This window comes from Ferrigenium straubiae (assembly GCF_051257895.1).
Taxonomy (GTDB): Bacteria; Pseudomonadota; Gammaproteobacteria; order Burkholderiales; family Gallionellaceae; genus Gallionella; species Gallionella straubiae.
In genome coordinates this window covers 2252876-2275256 of the sequence record NZ_CP194331.1, presented here as the reverse complement: position 1 = coordinate 2275256, position 22381 = coordinate 2252876, and the positions used below count along the sequence as shown (strand labels likewise).

The window sequence follows — 22381 nt, the reverse complement described above, 5'->3', positions numbered from 1 at the left end:
CATGAGAAAACTGATTCCGCTGCTGTTGCTGTGTTTTTCGCCCTGCGCCATGGGCGAAGGCCTGCCCGACCTGGGCGATGTCTCGCAGACCATCCTCACCCCGCTGCAGGAGCGCCAGATCGGCCAGCAAAGCGTGATGCAGATCCGCGCCGGCAAGCAATATCTCGACGACCCGGAAATCAATGATTACCTCAACCGGCTAGGCCAGAAGCTGGTCGAAAACAGCGCCGAGCCCAGCCTGGGCTTCGAGTTCTTTGCGCTCGCCGATTACAACATCAACGCCTTCGCGCTCCCGGGCGGTTTCATCGGCGTAAACAGCGGTTTGCTGCTGACCGCCCAGAGCGAATCTGAACTGGCTGCGGTGCTCAGCCACGAAATTGCCCATGTCACGCAACACCACCTGGCGCGCATGGTGGCCGGACAGCAAGGCGACAGCCTGGCCTCGATGGCCGCGATCGCCATCGCCATTCTCGCCGCGCGCAGCAACTCGCAAGCCTCCCAGGCGGCGCTTGCCGGCATGCAGGCGCGCGCCATCCAGAAACAACTGGATTACACCCGCGCCCATGAAGAGGAAGCAGACCGCATCGGTTTGGAGATTCTGCAAAAGTCGAACTTCAGCATCCACGCCATGCCGGAATTCCTGGACCGGCTGCAGAAAGCCACCCGCCTGCTGGAGGGGAATGCACCAAGCTACCTGCGCACCCACCCGATCACCAGCGAGCGCGTCGCCGACATCGGGAACCGCGTTCAGAAACAGCCTTACCGCCTGATCCCGGACAGCCTGGATTTCCAGCTGGTGCGCGCGAAGCTTATCGCTGCGCAAAAGACTGCGCCGGATGCCATCGCCTATTTCAGCGACGCGCTGGGCGCACAGAAACACGGCAACCCGATTGCGCAACGCTATGGTCTGGTAAGCGCATTGCTGCGCAACAACGAAACCGGCCGCGCCGCCGAAGAACTGGCGGCATTGCACAAACAGATCCAGAGTGATCCGATGGCCAGGCAGAACCCGATGGTAGAAACCCTCACCGGCCAGGTGAAGCGCACCGAAAAAAATGATGCCTCCGCTTTGGCATTTTACCGGGCTGCCGTACAAACTTTCCCTCAGCACCGCGCCCTGATTTACGACTATGCCGACCTGCTGCTGAACAGCAACCAGGCGGAAACCGCCGTCAAGCTGCTCACCGAACAGCTCACCCGCCACCCCAGCGATACGACGCTATATGACCTGCAGGCGCGCAGTTACGCCATGCTCGGCAAGCGCTTCGAGCAACACCAGGCGCAGGCCTACAGCTACGCCTGGCAGGGCAACCTCTACGCCGCGATCGATCAACTTGAACTGGCGAAACAGGTGGGCGGAAGCTTCTACCAGCTTTCAATGATAGAAAGTGATTTGCGGGAATTGCGCGAAATGTTGGGAGCGCCTGGTAAAAAGTAACCGATTGGCAATAACGCTTTGTCGGGATGGGGAGGTGAAAACCGTGTCCCTGCGGTTTCTGAATATTTATTTCTTCATTGGATCAATGTGTTGTTTTTTAATATTAGTGAAAACAACGGTCGCACAAGCCACCACGGCACCAAGATCGCAACTTTTTTGCATCTCTCCAGCGGCTCTTGGATCGCCCAGCTTCCTGTAGAGAACTCCTTTGTTGTAATGCGCTTTGGGATTATCCGGATCGGTCTCGATCACCCTGTCTATCTCGGCCAACGCCTCAGGATATCTCCCGGCGCCAAAATAAGCTGACGACAACGCCATTGCGATTTGAGCTTTTGTTGGATCGATAGAAAGCGCCTTCTTATAGTCCTCGATTGCCGATTCCCAGTTCTTATTGGCCGCGGAAGCTCGCGCCCTCCCGTAATAGATACGTGCTGAACCAAGCCTGTCTTCACCGTGAAGCAACCGGGCCGCATCGTCCCAGACTCTGAACTCCTCCGAAAAGACCTGCAACCGGTCCCACGCCAACGGAATCATCACCAGCACAGCCAAGCCGCAAAGAATGGCCTGCCTCCGGACAGACAATGCACTTAACAGCAGGGCAAAAATCAACATATAACCGGGCAACCACAGATACGCCCGATACAGGACGAACACCTCCTGTACGCGGATACTGGAGAACTCCACCATGAAATGACACCAGGGATAAAGCAGCGCCAAACCAAGCAGCCCCAATCTCCCTCCCTTCAGCAGGCTCCTCAGTGCAAACACTCCGTATGCAACAAACGCCGTTAACCCCACCCAGCTAGCCCACTCCTTCCACGTCAGCATGAACACCTCCCGCATGTCGATCGACATCCACACGGGATTGGGTATCAACATGAGGAAAGCATACTTAAAGAACAGTCCCGACTGCGTGAGCACGCTCAACAAGTGAAGTTGCTGCACATCCGCCGGCAGTGCCAGCTTCAAGAATAAAGGGGTCGCATCAGGCTCGTAAGGCTGACCCAAAATACCCTTTATGCGTAACACCACCAGCAGCGCGACAAAGAAGAACCCCATCCAAGTGAAGGATAGGGCACGCAGCGAATGCTCATTCCTTCCTCTCAGCAGCCAAGTCAACGGCAGAAGGATCGCAGGCGCCATCAGGCTGTGCTCTTTACTGAACACCGAGAAGAGATAGGCCAGGACCGCCAGCACTAGGTACCTCTTGTTGTGTTCGGTGATGCCGCGAAGATAGGCCAGTTGCATGAGCAAGGTGAACAGGGTCGCCATGAGGATGCTACGCTGAACCAGATATCCCGCCCCATACACTGCGAGAGGATGAACTGCAAAGATGGCGGCAGCCCCAAAAGCGCCGACCGAAAATCTGGCCCGGTATCCTACGTCTTTCAGGAACAGTTCGCCCCATAGAATCAACAACCGCCATACCAACCAAGTATTCAGGGTATGCAGCAACAAGTTCTGCACCCTGTATACGGGGAGACTCTCCCCGAAGAAGACCCATGTCGCACCGAACGTGAAGTAGGGCAGGCCGCGCAGATTGAGGAGCGTGCCCAACCCGGCATGCGATCCGATCGGCCCGAACAGGCCAAGGTCATCGAAGATAAGAGGATTACCCAGGAATGGCAGATAGAGCACTCCCGCAAGTAACAACAACACTGCGGGACGGAGCCACCCGAACGATGCTCCCTCACCTCGCCGCAAAATCATCCCCACTCCTCTTCGCCAAAAAAATGCCCCTCCGGAGAGGGGCCATCTGTTCCTAAATCACTACACAGAGAATCAGATCCATTTAGCAATGATGTTTTGAACTACAGTCGGGCAAGCCGTATTATTGGTTGGCGTTGCTCCGCCGACCGCACCCGTAGTAGTCGTTGCAGCCCAAGTCGTAGCTGTCGTGCCGAAGGTAGGCGTGAAACGGATGTTACATGCGGTGCCCGCAACGGAAGCGGGAACGTTCGCGATGATGACACCGTTGGTACCCATCTGGATGCTGGTCACTTCGGTGGTGGTGCTTGGAGTGCCTGTTCCGATCGAGGTCCATGCATCGATTGCATCGAAGGATACCGCTCCGCCGTTCTCCTGGGCGTACTGAGCAACAGCCAGTTTGATGGACTCTACCGCTGCAGCCACCTTGGATACCTTGGCTTTGGTGATGTAGTCCTGATACGCAGGGATCGCCACCGCAGCCAGAATGCCGATAATCGCCACCACGATCATCAATTCGATCAAGGTAAAACCTTTTTGAATTTGTTTCATGTTTGAGTCTCCTTAGGAAAACACACCAGAATGTGTGTCGCCATTTAATCAGCAATAGTCATGCCAAAACAATAATACATTGTTTATTAAATATTTTTAATTGCTTACCCATATTATAATCTTATCATCAATCGTCGATAATTTGTCACCATACTGACATTTTTGGGCAGTTATATCTCGACTAATTCGTGCCTCGTTCGATTCGCCACAAACCACCCTCGCAGATTTGGCGGATTTTTTGTGCCTATGCGTTCAGATTCACACCCGGAATCCCGCTCAAGTCCACGTCGTCGATCTGCTCGGGCGCCAGGAACTGTTTGGCGTAATCAAGATAGACTTTTTCGCGAATGAAGATGTCGAACAGGTCTGGGTCGATATGGCCGGCCAGTTTGAGTTTCCCGAGTATGGTCAGCGACTCGGTCAGTGTCTTGCCAAGCTTGTAGGGTCTGTCTTTGGCGGTGAGCGCCTCGAAAATATCGGCGATGCCCATCATGCGCGCCTGTACCGACATCTGCTCACGGGTCAGCCCGCGCGGATAGCCCTTGCCATCCATGCGCTCGTGATGGCCGCCGGCATATTCCGAGACATTCTTGAGGTGTCTCGGCCACGGCAGGGACTCCAGCATCTTGATGGTGACGACGATATGGTGGTTGATGATCTCGCGCTCCGCCGCAGTCAAGGTGCCTGCACGGATGTTAAGATTCTCGACCTCGTCCTCGCTCAGGAAATTTCCGGTTTCTCCATCAACGCCACGCCACTGGTAGGCGGCAATCCGTCGCACGCGCTGCTGCGCCTCGTCCGACATGGCCTCGCCGCCGATGTTGCAGTAGCGCAGAAATTCCCGGTCATCGTCGAGCTGCCGGATGCGCGCCGCGTATTCGGCACGGACGGCTTCCTCGTTTCCTTTGCCTTCCGAGAGAGTGCGCAGCATGGCGACCTCCGCATCGCGTTTGAGCACCTCGAAGCGCGTGTCCACCAGATGAATGCGGTCAAACAGGGTCTGCAGCTTGGTCGACTTGTCCACCACATGCACCGGCGTGGTGATCTTGCCGCAGTCGTGCAGCAGGCCGGCAATTTTCAGTTCATGCCGGTCTTTCTCGCTCATCACGAAATCCCCAAGCGGGCCGCTGCTGGTGCGGTTGACCGCCTCGGCCAGCATCATGGTCAGCACCGGCACGCGCGCGCAATGCCCGCCGGTGTAGGGGGATTTGTCGTCGATCGCGGTGTTGATGAGCTGAATGAACGATTCGAACAGCTCTTCCAGTTGCTCGATCAGGCGGCGGTTGGTGAGCGCAATGGCGGCCTGCGAGGCGAGCGATTCCAGCAATTGCTGGTCGTCACCCGAAAACGGAACGACCGCTCCGCTCTCGCGGTCCTGCGCGTTGATGAGTTGCAGCACTCCGATGATCTCGTTCTCGTGGTTGCGCATCGGCACGGCCAGGAAGGACTGCGAGCGGTAGCCGGTCTTGGCGTCGAATTTCTTGGTGCCGGAAAAATCGTAGCCTTCCGCCGCATAGGCGTCGGGGATGTTGACCGTCTCGCCACTGAGCGCCGAGTGGGTCACCACCATCGAGTGGATGGGCTTGTCCTCTTTGTCATAGAGGTGGATAGGGTAGAAGGTGATCGGCACCCCACTGGTGCCGCCCATCGCGATGTTCAACGAATCGGTGCGCATGATCTCGAAACGCAACACGCGCTGCTCCGGCTCATGCAGATAAAGTGTGCCTGCATCGGCATTGGTAATGCGCTTGGCCGCCTCCAGGATCGTTTCCAGCAGGCTGTTGATGTTGTGCTGCTGCGACAGCGCGATGCCGATCTCGTTGAGTTCCTTGAGGCGATGCAGCAAGTGCTCCGTGGAATCCATGATGCGCCCCTACTTGATACAGACTGCGCGTATCTGGTGCATGTCGGTGATACCCTGCAACACCTTTTCCATCCCGTCCTGCTTCAGGGTGTGCATGCCTTCTTCGAGGGCGATGGCCAGCAGTTCGGCGACGCGCGCATGCTCCTGAATCGCCTTCTTGACCGGATCGGTGCCGATCAGCAACTCGTGCAGGCCGACGCGGCCGCGGTAACCGGTGCCGGTACATTTGTCGCAGCCGACTGGCTCGTAAAGCGTAAATTCTTTTTTGTCGTTGGCGAACAGCTTGACCCATTCTTCATATAGCGCCTTGGTCGCGGCAGCCGGATCCTTTTTCCAGGTTGCAGTGTTGGTCAACTCATTACTGTATTCAGTAAGCATGGCCTTTATTTCGTCAGGATTTGCGATATGCGGCTTCTTGCACTCGCCGCACAGGCGCTTCGCCAGGCGTTGCGCCAGGATGCCCAGCAGCGCATCGGCAAAGTTGAACGGGTCCATCCCCATGTCCAGCAGGCGGATGATGGATTCCGGCGCGCTGTTGGTATGCAGGGTGGCAAACACCAGGTGGCCGGTGAGCGAGGCCTCGATGCCGATGGACACGGTTTCCTTGTCGCGCATTTCGCCGACCATGATCACGTCCGGGTCGGCGCGCAGGAAGGCGCGCATGATGGTCGCAAAGTCCAGCCCCGCCTTCTTGTTGATCTGCACCTGGCGCAAGCCCTTCTGGGTGATTTCCACCGGGTCTTCGGCCGTCCATATCTTGGTGTCGGGCGTATTGATGAATTTGAGAATGGAGTGCAGCGTGGTCGTCTTGCCGGAGCCGGTCGGCCCGCAGACGAAGAACAGGCCGTACGGCTTGCTAACCGTCGCCTTAATCAATTCGTTGTTGCGCGCCGAGAAGCCCATCTTTTCCAGCGGCAGCGGCTCGCCGGAGGCGAGAATACGCATCACCACGTCTTCGACCCCGCCCTGCGACGGGATGGTCGCGACGCGCAACTCGATGTCCAGCGGGCCGAATTTCTTGAACTTGATTTTGCCGTCCTGCGGCTTGCGCTTCTCGGAAATATCCAGGTCACACATAATCTTGAGGCGCGTCACCAGCGCGTTGCGGTAGGTGGCGGGCACCTCGATGTAATTGAGCAGCGAACCGTCCTTGCGCACGCGAATCTGGGTTTTCATCTTGCCCGGCCCCGGCTCGATATGGATGTCCGAGGCCCCCATGCGGTAGCTGTCCACGATAATCTTGTTGACCAGCTTGACCAGTTCGTTGTCGGCCGCGGCACTGACATCGTCCTGGCTGACACCGGCACTCTCCTCATCGTCCCCGCCGAGGCTGGACAGCAGGTCGTCCATCGAGGACTCGTCCATGGCGAAGCCGCCGGTGGCATCGGACGAGCCTCCTCCGCCATAGAACGAATCCAGTGTCTGCTTGAATTCACGCTGCGAGCAGACCTTATAGACCAGCCGGTTCTTGGGGAATATATTGTTGACCACCCGCGAGGCCTGGATGCGCTCCGGATCGGTGGTCAGGATGATCAGCCCCTCCTGGGTTTCCTCGATCGGAATCCAGTGGCTGCTTTCCACGTACTCCCGCTTCAGGTTTTTCAGCAAATCGGCCGGCTTGATGCGATCCGCCTTGTAGGGTTCGTAAGGGACGCCGAAGAAGGTGGACAACGCCTTGCCCAGCGCGGCTGCTGTAACCTGAAACTCATCGATCAGCACTTCCTCGATGTCGATCCCCTTGCGGCGGGCGGTGCGGGTCGCCAATTCGAATTCCGCCACGGAAAGCACCGCATCGGCCACCAGAAAGTCATATTTGGTCTTGACCGTGGCGATCTGCTGACGCTGGCGCAAGGCCACCGCCATGCTCTGCGCCAGTTCCTGGACGCCTTCTTCGACCATCGCCGCAAAAGGAGCGCCGGCCTTGTTGTTGATGACCTGGATGACGCCGACCAGATCGCCGCCGCTATCCAGGATCGGAGCAACCAGCATCTGCTTGGTGCGGTAGCCGGTGCGTTTGTCCACTTCCTGCAGGAAACGCAGGTGCGGGCTGTAACCGGCCAGTTCCTGCACGTCGTAGACATCCTTGATGTTGAGCAATCTTTTGTGCATTGCCGCATAACCGGCAACGCTCTGCTCCGCAATCGGCAGTTTGAGATCCTTGAAGGAATTCAGGCCGGTCTTGACCTTGGAGATCAGCGAGGCATTGTCTTCGCCCACCACATAGATGGTCAGCCGGTCGGCGTTGAACAGCGTACAGATGTCCTTGCTGACATCCAGCATGATTTCATCGATATTACTGGTGGCATGTATCCTGTTGATGACGTGATTGAGGTTCTTGGTGAACTCGAGCTTAAGGCTCATTTCACCAACATTGCCTGCTCCACCATTGGCCGCCATGACTGTACTCATTCCCGCTCCCTTGCCCGTTTCCCCAAGCTACTGCTGCGCCGACCTCGGCACCGACCACAACCCGCCATCCAGAACCTGCACATCATATCCTGCCTGCGCCAGGATGAATGCGGCAGCCGCGCTGCGCCGCCCGCTCTGGCAATAGGCGATGTATTTCTTGCTGCGATCCAGCACGCCGATCGCATTGCGTATGTCATTCAACGGCACATTCATCGCTCCGGGCAGCCTGTCATAACGGTACTCCGGCGGATGCCGTACGTCCAGCCACACTGCGCCTTGCGCCACGGCCTGCATGGCCTGTTCATAGCTCAGCTTGTGCAGCAGCGGTTCCTGCAGCAGCGCCAGAAAATCCTGCCGCCCGAGGCGCAATAATACTCCGTTGGATTTCATCGTGACGGTCGCATTGCGTTTGCTGCCGGAAACCAGCGCCTCTTCGCCGAACACATCGCCTGCCTTCAGGCTGGCAAGCGGCACATCCGCGCCGCCCACGCGGCGCGTCACCTCGGCGCGGCCGCTATCGATCAGGTAATAATAATCACCCTCGTCGCCCTCGCGGATAACGACATCGCCCTCCCACACGGCAACCGCTTCGATGCGCTGCAACAGCGCGCTGATATTCGCCATCGGCAAATGCGCCAGCGGCCCATTTTTGAGATTGTCCGCGCTAAACATGCTGGAGTTCAACAAATGCTTGATGCTGGTCGATGCATCGATACCGTCTTCACGGCCGGACACGGGGAACCCCCGCTGCTCCGCCGAATCATGCCGGGAAAATTGATCCCATGTCACCATCCGGTCCAGCAACTCGTCATCGACGCGCAGCAAATGGCTCTCGCGCAAGGCCGAAGCAGAGACGATGTACGGCTGGCGCTTGCCCAACGGATGTTTGGCCCATTCGGACTGTGCGCCGACCACCACCCTGTTGCCGTCCTGATAGACCAGTTCCAGCTCCCCGTCCACCAGATAGACCGACTGGCCTTGCAGTCCATGCACCTTGAACGGGTCGCCCCCCTGGGGTACCGTTTCGATATGGCAATAATCGAGCAACTCGCGCAAGCGCGCCGGGCCGAATGTGGAAATCGGCTCCAGTCCGGCCAGAACTTTGATGTCGAGCGCGTAAGTCATCGGCTGCCTCCTAGAACTCGAGCTTCTGATTGCTCAGCAACATAACGAAACAGTGCTGATTGCAGCCAATCCCGCCTGCACCCCAGAGTCCTGAGTTCATCATTCTTGTCAGCCTTGGTTACCCGGCTATTTGGTCTGGAACACGAATACGCCGTCCCAATCCGCGGGCGGGGGATTCTTGCGGAAGTAGGCAATGCGCTCGGTATAAATTCCATACAGCGCTGTCTCCGGCGACATGCGCTGCAAGTTCATCAGCTGCAGTTCGGCCTGATCCCAATCCTGCTTGCGATACAGGCGGCGCACTTCATGAAACAGCTTGACCTCGTCCTGCAGCGCCTTGCCCACTTCGCTGAGCAGCCCGATCGGCTCGTAAATCGCCACCGGCTTGTCCTTGCCTTTGACCCGCACATGGTCAAGCTCGCGATAAACGAAATCGGTCACGGCATTCCGGGTGTTTTCGCCGACCACCACGCCGACGCCGTATTGCTTGGTAATGCCTTCCAGGCGCGAAGCGAGATTCACTGCGTCGCCCATCACCGTGTAGGCCACGCGCACTTCCGAGCCCATGTTGCCGACACTGACACGACCGCTGTTGATGCCCACGCCGATGTGGATTTCCGGCCAGCCGCGCTCCTTGAAATGCGGCTGCAAGGCTTTCAGGGCCGCCTGCATCTCGATGCCGGCCAGGATGGCGTGGCGCGCATGGTTCTCATCCGGCAGGGGTGCTCCCCAGAACGCCATGATGCAGTCGCCCATGTACTTGTCGATGGTGCCGCGATGCTTGTAAACAACGCGGGACAGGGGCGTCAGGAACTCGTTCATCAGCAGCGTCAGCTCCTTCGGGTCCAGTCCCTCCGAGATGGTGGTGAAGCCGCGCACGTCGGAAAACAGAATGGTCATCTCGCGGCTCTCACCTTCCATCGACACACTTTCCGGGTGCTCGGCCATCTCCTCGACCAACTCGCTCGGCACGTATTGACCGAACAGGCCAGTAATCTGGCGTTTGGTGCGCGACTCGACGAAGTAGCCGTAGGACATGTCCAGTGCGAAGATCAGGGCAATCATCAGCAAGCTGCTCGCCACCGGGAACAGCAACGCCCCGTAGTGCCAGATGGCCAGGCTCATGCCCAGCGTAACGGCAAACATGAATACCGAGACCAAGATTGCCCTGGCGGGGCTCATCTGCGGCAGCAGGATACTCAGCGCGATGCCCATGAGCAGCAGCCAGACCACCTCGGCGCCGACCATATAAGCCGGGTGCTCCTTCAGGTTCTGGTCGAGAATGCCGGAAATCATGTTGGCGTGGACTTCCACCCCCGGATAGACCTCAGCTACCGGCGTGGCGCGCATATCCATCAGCCCGGGAGCGGTGGTGCCTACCAGCACGATCTTGTTCTTGAGCTGGGCGATGTCGACGCGGTCGTGCAGCACGTCCGCAATCGAAATGTAGCGGAAGCTTCCCTGCCTGCCGCGGTACGGCACAAAGGTGGCCACTTCGTCATCCACCGGGATTTTCAGCCTGCCGGCGACACTGTCCAGTTCCAGCCACTCCAGGCCGCCATAGCCGTTGGTCTTGCCCTCGGCAAAACCCGGCAACAGTGCGGGCTGGCCAAGCAGGGTGCGCACCATTGCCAAGGAAAGGGATTCGTAATAGTTGCCGCCAAACTCTGCGACCATCGGCACGCGGCGCACCACGCCGTCGGCATCAACCAGCGGATTAAAGTGTCCGGCACTTGCGGCCGCCTTCTGCAACTCGGGAAGATTTGCGCCGTAACCGCTCCATGTCGTAAATCCGATCGGCCTGCCCTTGAACGTGCCCGCCGGAAACACCGGCTCGGGCAAGGCCCCGGATATGTTGCCGCCCTTCTGGCTGGTCAGGTAGTAGCCCAGCACCACGTTGCGGTTTTTGATTTCGCCGGCGAACAGGCTGTCGTATTCGAGTTGCGGCTGGATCTGTGCCAAGGTGGCCTGAAATTGCGCATCTCCCTTGAGTTGCTCCTGCCCGATTTTCTTCAATACCTTGAGCCCCGAGCTCTCGTCCTTTTCGGCGAAAACCACGTCGAAGCCGACTACCGCGACGTTGTGTCTGTCGAACAGCTTGTCCATCAGCAGGCTGAGGCGGTCCCGGCTCCACGGCCAGCGGCCCTCCTCCTTGAGGCTCTTCTCGTCGATATCGAGAATGACGATGCGGTCGTCCACCGTCCGCGGCATGGTCAACTGCAAACGGTAGTCGTAGAGGATGGCAGACAGCCTGTCGACAAAATTCAGCCGGTAGAAATTCGCGGCATTGCCCGCAAAAAACAAGACTATCAGCAGACCCAGCCCGATCAGGATTGCGTTTTTTTTCACGCCGCGGCCCTTAGGAGAGTACGGGCGTCAAAAGACAGGAGCATGAACGCAGCCGCGCCGCATCCCTGAAAAACATGCCGCATGGCGGCACACCATATTCAGTCATTTGTCTGCCGCCCTTGGCTGTTATTCCTTGAAATAGAATTCCATTTTCACCCCGGCCAACTCGATCACATCGTGATCGTTAAGCTGGTGCGGCTGGTCGCTCAGCGATACGCCATTCACCATTGGATGGCTTGCGCCCTCCACGTGGGTGATGAAGTAGCCATGCGGGCGGCGCGTCAGGACGGCCACCTGCACCCCGGGTTTGCCCAGCGTGGTGAGGTTCTTGACCAGCTCCAGTTCCTTTCCGGCGTTGGGGCCGGTCAGGATTTGCACCGCTGCAGCCTGTGGTGCGGAGGCAGCTGCAGCGGCCGCTACCGGCTGGGCAACGGGCTGAGGAACAGGCTGGACAACCGGCTTGGCGAGCGGTGCGGCAGGTTGAGGCGCCTCGAATTTGCCGGTTTTCTCCAACTCTGGCGCAGGTTTGGCAGCCGGACCGCTCGGCGCCCTCATGCTTATGGTCGAATTGCCCGTCTCGGCGCCAGCGGCAGCCTGCTTCACCGGCGCGCGCAACACCATGGTCTTCTCGAAATCGGCGGCATTCACCTGCCCGGCCTGGTCGTTGACGTACTTCAGGCGGTATTTGCCGATGTCTACCAGATCGTTGTTTTGCAGAAAATGCTTCTTGGTCGGCACACCGTTCACTTCCAGCCCGTTGGTGCTGTCCAGGTCTTCGAGGAAGGAGTCGTGCAGGATGGTGACGATCGCGGCATGCTCGCCGCTCACCGCGAGGTTGTCGATGACGATATCGTTATGCGCCTTGCGCCCGATGGTCATGCGCTCCTTGTTCAGGGGGTATTCCTTGATTACCACCCCATCCATGCTGAGTATCAGTTTTGCAGCCATAGTTGTGCCCTTCCAGATTTTGAGCCGATTATTTTTTGAAACAATTGAACAGCTTTGCCAACAAGCCGCGCGGCGCGGCAAATTCGCCGTTTATCTTTACCAGGATCACCGAAACATTGTCGCGGCCGCCGTTGTCGTTCGCCAGCTGGATCAATTGCCCCGCAGCCAGCGGCAGGTTGCCCTGCATCGCATACAGCGTCGACTGGATATCCTCGTCTTCCACCATGTCGTTCAGGCCGTCCGAACACAGCAGGTAAATGTCCCCGACCAGCACGTCGTGCACATGGATTTCCGGCACCACCTCGGCGTCGATCCCGACCGCACGCGTCACCAGATTCTTGTTCTTGGACAGGCGCGCATCCTCGACGCTGATCATCCCGCCGTCGATCTGTTCCTGCAGCAGGGAATGGTCGCGGGTAATCGTCTTGAGCTCCTCGCCGCGCAAGCGGTACATGCGCGAATCCCCCACATGTCCGACCACCACGCGGTTATCGTAGAACAGGCCGGTAACGATGGTCGTGCCCATTCCCGCATATTGCGGCTGGCTCTGCGCGGCATGGTAAATCGAGGCATTCGCGCGCCGGATATTGTCGCGCAACAGCACCACCCCCAGTTCCTCACCGCTGGCCTCATCGCGATCCGTCGGGCTGGCATTCTGCAGGTGCTGGCAGATTTCCGTCGCGACGACCGAAACGGCGATACCGCTCGCCACCTCGCCGGCATTGTAGCCGCCCATGCCGTCCGCCAGCACGACCAGGCCGCAGGCCAACTCCTGCGCGACGCTGTCTTCGTTGTGCGCGCGCACCATGCCCGGATCGGTCCGACTGACTATTTCAAGCGCGTCTTCCATTTTCATAGTTCACCCCTGCAAGCCGGCTGCACACCGGCGCAGCGCTTCGGCCATTTCAGCGCCGTTCGCATAGCGGTTTTCGATCTGCTTGGCCAGTGACTTGTTGATGATGTCCACCAGGCACGGCGGCAAATCCGGCCGGATGCCCAGAATATCGGTATGCGGTTCGTTGGCGATGCGATACATCAGCTGCGCCATCGAGTCCCCCTCGAACGGAAGCTTACCACAAGCCAGTTGGTACAAACTCACCCCCAACGAGAACAGATCGGAATGCCCCTCGATCTTCCTGCCCGCCAGCTGTTCCGGCGACATGTAGGAGGGCGTGCCCAGCACCATGCCGGTCTTGGTCTTGGAGGAATCGGTGATGCGCGCAATGCCGAAGTCGGTCACTTTGGGCGTATCTGTCTCGGGGTCGTACATGATATTGGCCGGCTTGATGTCGCGGTGCACCACGTTCTGTTTGTGCGCATAATCCAGCGCGTCGGCGACGCGGGCGACGATGCTCATCATCCGTGGCAAGGGCAGCAGGTTGTCCGGTTTGGTGAACGGTACCAGATCCTTGCCCTTGAGGAATTCCATCGCGATGTAGGCCAGGTCGTGCTCCTCGCCTGCGTCATAGATGGACACGATGTTGGGATGGTTGAGGCGCCCGGCCGTCTCGGCCTCGCGGAAGAAGCGCTCCTTCACGTCCTGCAATTCGTCCGGCTCGAACTCCTGCGCCAGCGCCATGGTCTTGATCGCCACCACGCGGCCGATCTTGGGGTCCTTGCCGTAATACACCACGCCCATCGCGCCCTTGCCGAGTTCCTTCTCGATCTCGTAGCGCCCCAGCATCGGCTTGGACACGCCCGCCTTGTCCAGCACCATGGTGCTGGCGTTGGTGCGCCCGCCCCCGCCGCCGCCCAGCATGACGGTTTCGGACATCGCGTGCACCTGCGTCAGGCGCTGCTCCAAATCGCGGAATTTCGGGTTGTACTCCGCCATGTACCTGAACACCGACTCGGCCTTGTTGAACTGGCGCTTGCGCTCGAAATCGAGCCCGAGGTTGTAGAGCACCTCCATCAGGCTGTCGTCCATCGGCACCTTGCGGAACTTGTCGAAAGCGATGTCCAGTTGCCCCTGCCCCTGGAAGGCCAGGCCCAGCATGCGGTTGCTCTCTGCGGATTCGGCGTCGGACTTCTGTTTGCCCTTCTCCGTCAACAGGTGGCGCTTGGTCGTGAGCAGCAGGTGGCCGGCGAGCAGCAGGGTCGCAGGCAGCATCAGTTGCAGCCACAGCGCCTGCGTCGTCATCAGTACGAAATGCGTGGTCAGCAGTGCCACGAGCAGTGCTGCGGTGACCGCCGCGCCGATCGCCGCGCTCAGGCGCGGCAGCAACAGGATGAGGTATAGCGCGACCAGCAGGAACACGCCGATTTCCGCCATCGCCCCCCAGGCGGGTGCCACGAAATAATCCCCCTTGAGGATGCTGGACACCGAATGCGCCAGGATCAGCGCGGGTGCCATGCCCGCAGAAACCGGCGTCACTTGCAGGGTGCCCACACCCGCTGCCGATGCGCCGATCAGCACGATCTTGTCGCGGTATTTTTCCGCCGGAATTTTGCCGGTGAACACGTCGTAGAAGGAATCCACCGGAAAGGCCGGCCGGCCGTCCCTATCCTTGTAGAAATAAGTGTGCATCTGCAAGGCCGGGTCGGTGGCGATTTTATGGTTGCCCAACTGCACGCCCCCTCCGAGGCTGACCAGAATATCCCTGGGCTCGAGATTGAGGCTTTTAGCCGCCAGCATCAGCGACAGCGAGGGGTAATACTGGTCGTAATAGCCCACCACCAGCGGCTCGGTGCGCACCGCACCGTCCACGTCCGGGAAGCTGTTCAGGTGTCCGATGGCCAATGCCTTGCCGCCCAGCGCCGGGATCGGCGCCAGCACGCTCCGCGAAGGCAGCGGCTGGGCGCCGGAGCCGGAAGCATCCTTCACGTTTTCGAGCCTGTTGCGCAGCACATAGTCGGGCAAGGCCTGATTGGGCTTGCCCTGCGGCTCGCCCAGTTCGAAAAACATCGCGAGCAGCACATCGTTGGCCCTGGCCATGCTCTCGCTGAGCTTCTTGTCGTTATCGAGATTTTTTGCCGCCTCCAGCAGCAGCGCATCGAGCGGCGAAGGCTCCATGGTGCCTGCAGGAACGGCCATGATGCTCGCCGGGCTCATCGCACTTGCTGCACTCACCGCGCTGGCGTGATTCACTGCGCTTGCCGGAGCCGCGAGGTCCGCCATGATTTCCGGGCCGGCATCTTCCAGGAGGGAAGACTTGCCGAGCAGGCCGGCAATCTTGTGGATGTAGGCGAGTCCCGCATCGACCTGTGGCTCGAAGAAGAAGGCGGTATGGCCGATCACCTTGGCGTGGCCCGCCGCGAGGATGTCCACCATCCTGGCGTGAATCTCGCGCGGCCACGGCCAGCGGCCCAGATTGGCGATGCTCTGCTCATCGATCGCGATCACCGCGATCCTGTCGCTCGGCGTGCGCGACGAGGCCAGCACCCCCAGGTCATAGGCCTTGCGCTCCAGGCTTTGCATCAGGTCGCTGTTTGCGCCCAGCATGAACACCAGCGCGACCAGCAGACCGACGAACCAGTCCTTTTTCCAGAACGACCACTTGTTCATTGCCACTCCCCGATGCCCATCGTCAAGCAGGTTACACCGCGGATATTAAGGTATTTCTCAACAACACACCATAATCCTTTTGATTTATAGCGGATTTACGCAAACGGGCTTCTTCATTTGATCAGCAATACCGGACAGCTCGCGAGGTGCAGTACCTTGTTTACCACCGACCCCAGCAGCAATGTCTGCAGGCCGCCCTGCCCCTGCCGGCCCATCACGATCTGGTCGGCCCTCTGCTCCCTGGCATATTGCACGATCGCCTCCGCCGGCGTGCCGACGCTGATGTGGTAGTGGTAAGGCAAGGCGGCGGCATCCAGCGCGGCGCGCGCCTGCTGCAGCGCAGCCGTGCCCTGCTCGCGGTAATAGTCGTCGATGGTTTGCTGGTTGATGAACAGCTTGACGTTGCCGGTCGCCACATTCCACTGTACGTTCAGCAACAGCAGTTGCGGCCGTTCCTTCAGCGTAGCGATATTCCCGATCACGTATTCGACCGCGCGCAGTGCATTGGCCGAGCCATCCACCGGAATCAGTATCTTCATCATTCCCCCCTCTGCGATTTGTTGTCCACCGTCTCTTCCACCAGATCGACCACCGGCGCGGCAACCGCCATGCGCAACGCCAGCCATTTGCCGAGCGCCACCACCAGCAGCGCGCACACCAGCGGAACCAGCCAGTGCAGATAATGATGCGCCTCGACGAGCGCCGCAAACAGCGCCTCGGTCACCAGCATCTCGCCCGCCACATAACCGAGCAGTGCGCCGCCCGCGTAAATGATGAGCGGGAAGCGGTCGATCAGCTTCAGCACCACCTGGCTGCTCCACGCAATCAGCGGGATGCTGACCAGCAGGCCGAATACCAGCAGCGACACGTTACCCTTGGCCGCCGCAGCCACACCCAGCACGTTGTCCAGGCTCATCACGAAATCGGCAATGATGATGGTCTTGACCGCGCCGAGCAGGCGCGTGTCCGCCTTGAGGTTGTCCGCACTATGCCCCTCCTCGGGCAGGATCAGCTTGATGCCTATCCACAGCAGCAGCAGCGCGCCGACCAGCTTCAGGTAGGGCAGCGACAGCAGGCCGACCGCGAAGAAGGTCAGCACGATGCGCAGGCCGATCGCGCCGCCCACGCCGAACAGGATGCCCTTCCTGCGCTGCGCCTCGGGCAGGTTGCGGCACGCCAGTGCGATCACCACCGCATTGTCGCCGGAAAGCAACAGGTCGATCATGATGATCTTGAACACATCCACCCAGAACTGGGGGGTAGAAAACATCTCCAGCATTGTGACCTTTCAGTATCGGAATCCCTTGCAACCCGCCGTTACGGTGCGGGCACAATCTTACCGAATTATCCGCTGCAGCAAGGCGGTATTTGCATGGATGCGATGCGACAACGCATCAGGAATTGCGCTGCGGCGGGGCAAATGTTAACTTGCCCGAAAATAACTCAAAAAAAACGCTCATGCCCGTCTCACTACCCTACCGTCTAGGCAAATACGAACTGACCCGGCAGATCGGCGAAGGCGCCACGGGAAAAGTCTACTATGCGCTGGACACCTTTTCCGGCCGCGAGGTCGCGGTGAAGCTCATCGACCCGAACGTCCTCGCCGACCCCGAATTCAACGAGGAATGCCGCCGGCAATTCCTCAACGAGGCCGCGCTCGCGGGCCGGCTGGCGCACCCGCACATCGCCGCAATCCTGGAAGCCTCGGTCACCGAGGACGTGGGTTACGTCGTGATGGAATACGTGCCGGAAGGCAACCTCTCGCGCTACACCTTCCGGGACACGCTGTTGCCGGTAAGCGAGGTGCTCCAGATCATCTTCAAGTGCTGCGGCGCGCTCGACTACGCGTTCCGCCACGGCATCATCCACCGCGACATCAAGCCCGCCAACATCATGGTCGTGTCCGGCAGCAACGTGAAAATCGCCGACTTCGGCATAGCCGTGTTCTATCAGACGCAGGTCTCGCAGAAGGTGACCGTCGGCACCCCCTCCTACATGTCCCCGGAACAACTCGGCGGCCACCGCCTGCCCCATCTCAGTGACATGTACTCGCTCGGCATCGTGGCCTATGAGCTGCTCACCGGCAGACTGCCGTTCTATGGCCGGGACCTGCTCGAATTGTTCGACGCCATCACCAAACAGGAGCCGCCACCGCCAAGTGCGCACCGGCCCGAGCTCCCCGCCAAACTCGACAGGATGGTCATGAAGATGATCGCCAAGAACCCGGCCGACCGCTACCCCAGCTGGACTGACCTTGCGCTCGATATCGCCGGGACAGGCCGCTTCAGCAAATTCCAGCAGGATTTTTCCGACAGCGACAAATTCAAGATGCTGCGCGAAAGCGAATCGCTGCACGAATTTTCCGACCCGGAAATCTGGGAACTCGTACAAGCCAGCGTATGGGCCATGCTCCCTGCCAGAACCGTCATCCTGCGCGAAGACGAGCCAGGCCGGAGCATGTACTTTCTGGCCTCCGGGCAGATGAAGGTCACCAAGCAGGGGCGCCTGCTCAACGTCATCAAGGCCGGCGAATACTTCGGGGAAATGGCCTACATCATGCGTGGAACGAAGCGGCAGGCCACGCTGGAAGCGCTCTCGGACGTAGTCGTTGCCGAACTTCCATTTCCTGCACTGGAACAACTCAGCACCGGCTGCGAATTGCGTTTCACCAAGACCCTGCTGCTCTCCATGACCGACCGCCTCATGCTCGCGGACGACCGCATCGTGCGCATGCATGGATAAGCTGCGGCTCACTTGGAACTCGCTTCCTTCGCGAAGAGATGGCGTTGCGGGAAATGCCCGCATGGAATTCCCCACGGCCGAATAGTGCCCCACGCCGGGGCATCAAGCCTTGAAGCTCACCGTCACCCGCAAGCCCCGGCCTTCATTCGCCGGCTGCATCTGCAGGGTTGCGTCGTGCACCTCGGCGATCCGCTGGACGATGGAGAGTCCCAAGCCACTGCCGCTGGCCTGCGTGCCCAGCGGGCGATAGAAGCGCTCCAGCACCTTGTCGCGCTCCTGTTCAGGAATGCCCGGGCCGTTGTCGCTCACCGAGAGGCGCACCGCGCCCGGCTCATGCTCGATACCGACCTCGACCGATGTGCCGGGCGGGGTGTGCCTTATCGAGTTGTCGAGCAGGTTGCGCAGCAGCACTCGCAGCAGCTCCGGATTGCCGCGCACCACAGCTTCGTCGCAGGCCAGCAATTCGAGTTGCACATTTTTTGCAAGCGCGGCGGGCGCGAGCGCGGCAATCGCTTCGGCGGCGATGCCCCTGAGCTGGCACTGCTCTGCCACGCCGCGATCCAGCGTGTCGATCCGCGCCAGCGCCAGCAGCTGGTCGATCAGGTGGGCGGCGCGGTCGCAGCCGAGGATCGCGTTGTCGAGCGCATGGAGGCGCTCCGCTTCTCCGGTGGCGGAGCGCGCCACTTGCGCCTGCGCCTTGATCGCGGCGACCGGGGTGCGCAGTTCGTGCGCGGCGTCCGCAGTGAACCGACGCTCCTTCTGCATGGAAGCCTCGATGCGCACGAACAGCCGGTTGAGTCGCTCGATCAGCGGCACCACTTCGCGCGCCAGCCTGTCGAGGGGGCGCAGGCCGCGCAGCACCGCGACCCACAGCAGCAGCGCCAGCAGCGGCAGGGAAAACCACAGCGGCCGCAGCAGGTTGCCCGCCAGGTCGCGCGCCAACTCGTCGCGCACCTCGATGCGTTCCGCGACATGGATCAGGTATTCGCCGGATTCGTCCCAGGTGCTGAAGACGCGCCAACGGTGCCCATCGATGACGGTATCGCTGAAACCGCGCTCCTTGCTCGCCAGCGGCTGCTGCGGGGCGTTGGCGGAATGCAGGCGTAGTTCCCGCCCTTTTTCCCACACCTGGAACGCAACGCGGCGCGCGTATTTGTGCAACTGCGGTACGTGGTCGGTTTCCAGCTCATCGATTTCATGCGTCGCCTGGATGACCAGCAGCGAGGCGGCCTGCGCCAGGTGCGCGTCCAGCACTTCGTCGAATTCCTCGCGCGCATCGTGGTAGGTGAAGGCAGTCGCGCCGAGCCAGACCAGCGTGATCGCCGCCAGTGCCAGGGCCAGCAGCCGTTGTTTGAGCGAAGCGCGTTGCCACATTTCAATTGCCCTTGCCGCGCGGCATCAGGTAGCCGACGCCGCGTATGGTTTCGATCAGCTCGGGGAAAAGCTTGCGGCGCAGATGATGGATGTGCACCTCCACCGCGTTGCTTTCGATCTCGCTGCCCCACGCGTAGAGCTGCTCTTCGAGCCGGGTGCGCGACAGGACTTTTCCCGCGTTGAGCATCAGCGCGTGCAGTACCGCGAACTCCCTGGCCGAGAGCTCGACCGGTTTGCCACGGTACAGCACACTGTGGGCGGCGGGATCGAGCCTGACCCCGGCGACCTCCAGCAAGGGCTCGGCCTTTCCGCTGGCGCGGCGGATCAGCGCACGCAGGCGCGCCGCGAGTTCGCCCATGTCAAACGGCTTGACCAGGTAGTCGTCCGCGCCTGCATCCAGCCCCCCTGATGCGGTCGTCCACCGTGTCCATCGCGGTCAGGATCAGCACGGGTGTCGGAACGTCTCGGCTGCGCAACCGGCGTAACACTTCCAGCCCGGACAGGCGCGGCAATCCGAGGTCCAGCACCACCGCCGCATAAGGCTCGGTGGCAAGCGCCTGCTCCGCCGATGCGCCGTCCTTCATCCAGTCCACGGCATAGCCGGCCTGCTTCAGGCCCGCCTGAATCGCATCACCCAGCAGGGCATCGTCTTCGACTACCAGCACGCGCATCGTCCCACCGCAAAAAAAACATCAATCAATCGTCATCGTGGTGTCCGGCATGAGCCGTCTCCGCGCTTGGTGTCGCAAACGCGATAGACGGATAGACGACCCAGAATGCCACCACCGCGACCAGCATTATGATCCCCAGCCAGAGATATGAGCGTTGGATACCCTGATCCGGTTCGGCTGACTTGAAGCCGGTGACCATGGCGCGTACCAGATTCTCGCGATGCAGCACGCTGCTCACCACCACCCCGGCGATGTGGATCAACACCACGGCCAGCATGGTATTGGATACGATCTCATGCAACTCTTCCAGCACATCGCCGCCGATATCCTGATATGTCAGCACCCCGCTCACCCCGGACAGAATGCCCAGCCCGAGCAGCATCCAGACCGACACGCTGCCCAGCGGATTGTGTCCGATATAGTGCGCAGGCTTGCCTTTGAGCATGGACAACGAGTAGGCAATAATTTCGCCGGGTTTGAACAGGAACGAGCGGAACTGCGCATAGCGGGTGCCGAAAAATCCCCATAGCAGCCTGAAGACGAGCAACCCCAGCAGGGTGTAGCCGAGCACCACATGGATATCGCGGTCCATCTCCGACTCCGCAGTCAGGTAGGCGCCCGTAAACGACAACACCAGCAGCCAGTGGAAGACTCGCGTCGGTACATCCCAGACCAGGATACGTTGACTCATGATGGTCTCCTTTTACTTGGGTATTTTTATATCGTGCTCGTTGAAATCGCCGCGCTCCGCCCGCGGGTGGCAAGCCCCGCAATTGGCCGGACTCTTCACCTGAGGATTTTTCCAGACTGCCGGGTCGACCTCGTGGCCGTCGTGTTTGCGCTTGAACCAGGCGCTCTCGCTGATGCGCAGCGGTGCAGTCGAAGCGCTCCAGCGGTTGGAGGCATTGCCCACCAGAAACGCGGTGATCTCCTTGTTGTCCTGTGCATCCAGCGAGGCATCCGAACCGAAGTGCTTGTCCAGGCCGGCCATGATCTTGCGCCACGATTCGGCGGGCAGCAGCCCCGGTGCATAGGCAATATGGCAGGTGGAGCATTCCTGCTGGAACTTGGCGTTGGTCTGCGCGGGCTGCAGCGGCTTGCCGCGGTTTTCGCCGCCGTATTTTCCGCCGTGCTTCTCACCAAACCATCCGCCGGATCTTCCTTCGCGCGCACCGTCATCTGCCTGTGCGGCCGTCACGCCCATCGCCAGCAGGGTAACGGCCAGCACCCGGAATGTTTGCTTGTACCTCGGCATGTCTCTCTCCTTATTTCTTGAAGGTCAGCAGGTAGGCGAGCACATCGCCCTTTTCCTGCGGCGTACATTCACGGCTCAACACATCGTTGCAGTTGCGTTTGAACCATTTCTCCACCTTTTTCGGGTTGGCGAACCGCTCCGCGTTGGCAGATGGAGCAAGCGGCTCAATGATCTTCCCGGTCTTGGCATGCTTGCCCGGCGCGGCGGAATTGTCAGTATGGCAGGAAGAACAACTCCATTCTCCGCCATGCTTCGCCTTGAAGAAGCTCTCCCCACGTGCCGCCGAAAACCCCTGGAATCCGGGCGTGGCCGACGCTTCCTTTTGGATGGCAGCCAGTATCTCGCTGGGCGTTTCCGCCAGCGCCGGTTGTGCCGCCAAGCCGGCAAGCGCCACTAATACCAGACCCGATTTATGAAATACATGAAACATTTTTGATCTCCT

General features: G+C 59.9%; 19 protein-coding genes. 2 read left to right on the top strand and 17 right to left on the bottom strand.

Annotation, left to right across the window (positions count from 1 at the left end; all coding sequences use genetic code 11):
* Position 1: 1 nt before the first annotated feature.
* Positions 2–1438 carry a beta-barrel assembly-enhancing protease gene (locus tag ACRRNM_RS11035; protein WP_435628266.1) on the top strand — a complete coding sequence of 479 codons (1437 nt, stop codon included), beginning with the start codon at positions 2–4 and terminating at the stop codon, positions 1436–1438.
* Between the two features lie 66 nt (positions 1439–1504).
* Here ACRRNM_RS11035 and ACRRNM_RS11030 read toward each other — a convergent pair whose 3' ends face one another.
* The 11 genes from ACRRNM_RS11030 to ACRRNM_RS10980 all read right to left on the bottom strand — a co-directional run bounded on the left by ACRRNM_RS11030 (position 1505) and on the right by ACRRNM_RS10980 (position 17176).
* Positions 1505–3148: a tetratricopeptide repeat protein gene (locus ACRRNM_RS11030; RefSeq protein WP_435628265.1), complete on the bottom strand. Its 1644-nt coding sequence runs from the start codon at positions 3146–3148 to the stop codon at positions 1505–1507.
* Positions 3149–3220: 72 nt separating this feature from the next.
* Complete coding sequence (locus tag ACRRNM_RS11025) at positions 3221–3697, bottom strand: pilin (protein WP_435628264.1); 477 nt, start codon at positions 3695–3697, stop codon at positions 3221–3223.
* Positions 3698–3941: 244 nt separating this feature from the next.
* Positions 3942–5561 (bottom strand): HD domain-containing phosphohydrolase, encoded by a 1620-nt coding sequence (locus tag ACRRNM_RS11020; protein WP_435628263.1) that lies wholly within the window; start codon positions 5559–5561, stop codon positions 3942–3944.
* Between the two features lie 9 nt (positions 5562–5570).
* Entirely contained in the window at positions 5571–7970 is a 2400-nt protein-coding gene (locus ACRRNM_RS11015) for an ATPase, T2SS/T4P/T4SS family (RefSeq protein ID WP_435628262.1), read from the bottom strand.
* A 27-nt stretch (positions 7971–7997) separates the two neighbouring features.
* The gene (locus tag ACRRNM_RS11010; RefSeq protein WP_435628261.1) at positions 7998–9095 is read right to left on the bottom strand and encodes a cyclic nucleotide-binding domain-containing protein; all 1098 of its coding nucleotides are present in this window, start codon (positions 9093–9095) and stop codon (positions 7998–8000) included.
* 126 nt (positions 9096–9221) lie between these two features.
* On the bottom strand, positions 9222–11444 hold the full coding sequence (locus ACRRNM_RS11005; protein WP_435628260.1) for a CHASE2 domain-containing protein: 2223 nt from the start codon (positions 11442–11444) through the stop codon (positions 9222–9224).
* Positions 11445–11570: 126 nt separating this feature from the next.
* The gene (locus tag ACRRNM_RS11000; protein ID WP_435628259.1) at positions 11571–12392 is read right to left on the bottom strand and encodes an FHA domain-containing protein; all 822 of its coding nucleotides are present in this window, start codon (positions 12390–12392) and stop codon (positions 11571–11573) included.
* Between the two features lie 28 nt (positions 12393–12420).
* Positions 12421–13248, bottom strand: coding sequence for a Stp1/IreP family PP2C-type Ser/Thr phosphatase (locus ACRRNM_RS10995; RefSeq protein WP_435628258.1), 828 nt, complete (start codon positions 13246–13248; stop codon positions 12421–12423).
* Between the two features lie 3 nt (positions 13249–13251).
* Entirely contained in the window at positions 13252–15897 is a 2646-nt protein-coding gene (locus tag ACRRNM_RS10990; RefSeq protein WP_435628257.1) for a CHASE2 domain-containing serine/threonine-protein kinase, read from the bottom strand.
* 113 nt (positions 15898–16010) lie between these two features.
* Positions 16011–16439 (bottom strand): universal stress protein, encoded by a 429-nt coding sequence (locus ACRRNM_RS10985; protein WP_435628256.1) that lies wholly within the window; start codon positions 16437–16439, stop codon positions 16011–16013.
* Complete coding sequence (locus ACRRNM_RS10980; RefSeq protein ID WP_435628255.1) at positions 16436–17176, bottom strand: TerC family protein; 741 nt, start codon at positions 17174–17176, stop codon at positions 16436–16438. The genes ACRRNM_RS10985 and ACRRNM_RS10980 overlap by 4 nt, the downstream gene beginning before the upstream one ends.
* 179 nt (positions 17177–17355) lie before the next feature.
* Here ACRRNM_RS10980 and ACRRNM_RS10975 point away from each other — a divergent pair, with 179 nt between their 5' ends.
* Positions 17356–18639 carry a protein kinase domain-containing protein gene (locus tag ACRRNM_RS10975; protein ID WP_435628254.1) on the top strand — a complete coding sequence of 428 codons (1284 nt, stop codon included), beginning with the start codon at positions 17356–17358 and terminating at the stop codon, positions 18637–18639.
* A 102-nt stretch (positions 18640–18741) separates the two neighbouring features.
* On the opposite strand, the gene ACRRNM_RS10970 is transcribed toward ACRRNM_RS10975, so the two are convergent.
* The 6 genes from ACRRNM_RS10970 to ACRRNM_RS10945 are packed head-to-tail and all read right to left on the bottom strand — an operon-like array spanning position 18742 to position 22369.
* Entirely contained in the window at positions 18742–20013 is a 1272-nt protein-coding gene (locus ACRRNM_RS10970) for an ATP-binding protein (protein ID WP_435628253.1), read from the bottom strand.
* Between the two features lies 1 nt (position 20014).
* Entirely contained in the window at positions 20015–20371 is a 357-nt protein-coding gene (locus ACRRNM_RS10965; RefSeq protein ID WP_435628252.1) for a winged helix-turn-helix domain-containing protein, read from the bottom strand.
* Position 20372: 1 nt separating this feature from the next.
* Positions 20373–20684 (bottom strand): response regulator, encoded by a 312-nt coding sequence (locus ACRRNM_RS10960; RefSeq protein ID WP_435628251.1) that lies wholly within the window; start codon positions 20682–20684, stop codon positions 20373–20375.
* A gap of 25 nt (positions 20685–20709) precedes the next feature.
* On the bottom strand, positions 20710–21375 hold the full coding sequence (locus ACRRNM_RS10955; RefSeq protein WP_435628250.1) for a cytochrome b/b6 domain-containing protein: 666 nt from the start codon (positions 21373–21375) through the stop codon (positions 20710–20712).
* Positions 21376–21387: 12 nt separating this feature from the next.
* The gene (locus tag ACRRNM_RS10950; protein WP_435628249.1) at positions 21388–21939 is read right to left on the bottom strand and encodes a diheme cytochrome c; all 552 of its coding nucleotides are present in this window, start codon (positions 21937–21939) and stop codon (positions 21388–21390) included.
* A 10-nt stretch (positions 21940–21949) separates the two neighbouring features.
* Positions 21950–22369 carry a DUF1924 domain-containing protein gene (locus tag ACRRNM_RS10945; protein WP_435628248.1) on the bottom strand — a complete coding sequence of 140 codons (420 nt, stop codon included), beginning with the start codon at positions 22367–22369 and terminating at the stop codon, positions 21950–21952.
* Positions 22370–22381: the final 12 nt, after the last annotated feature.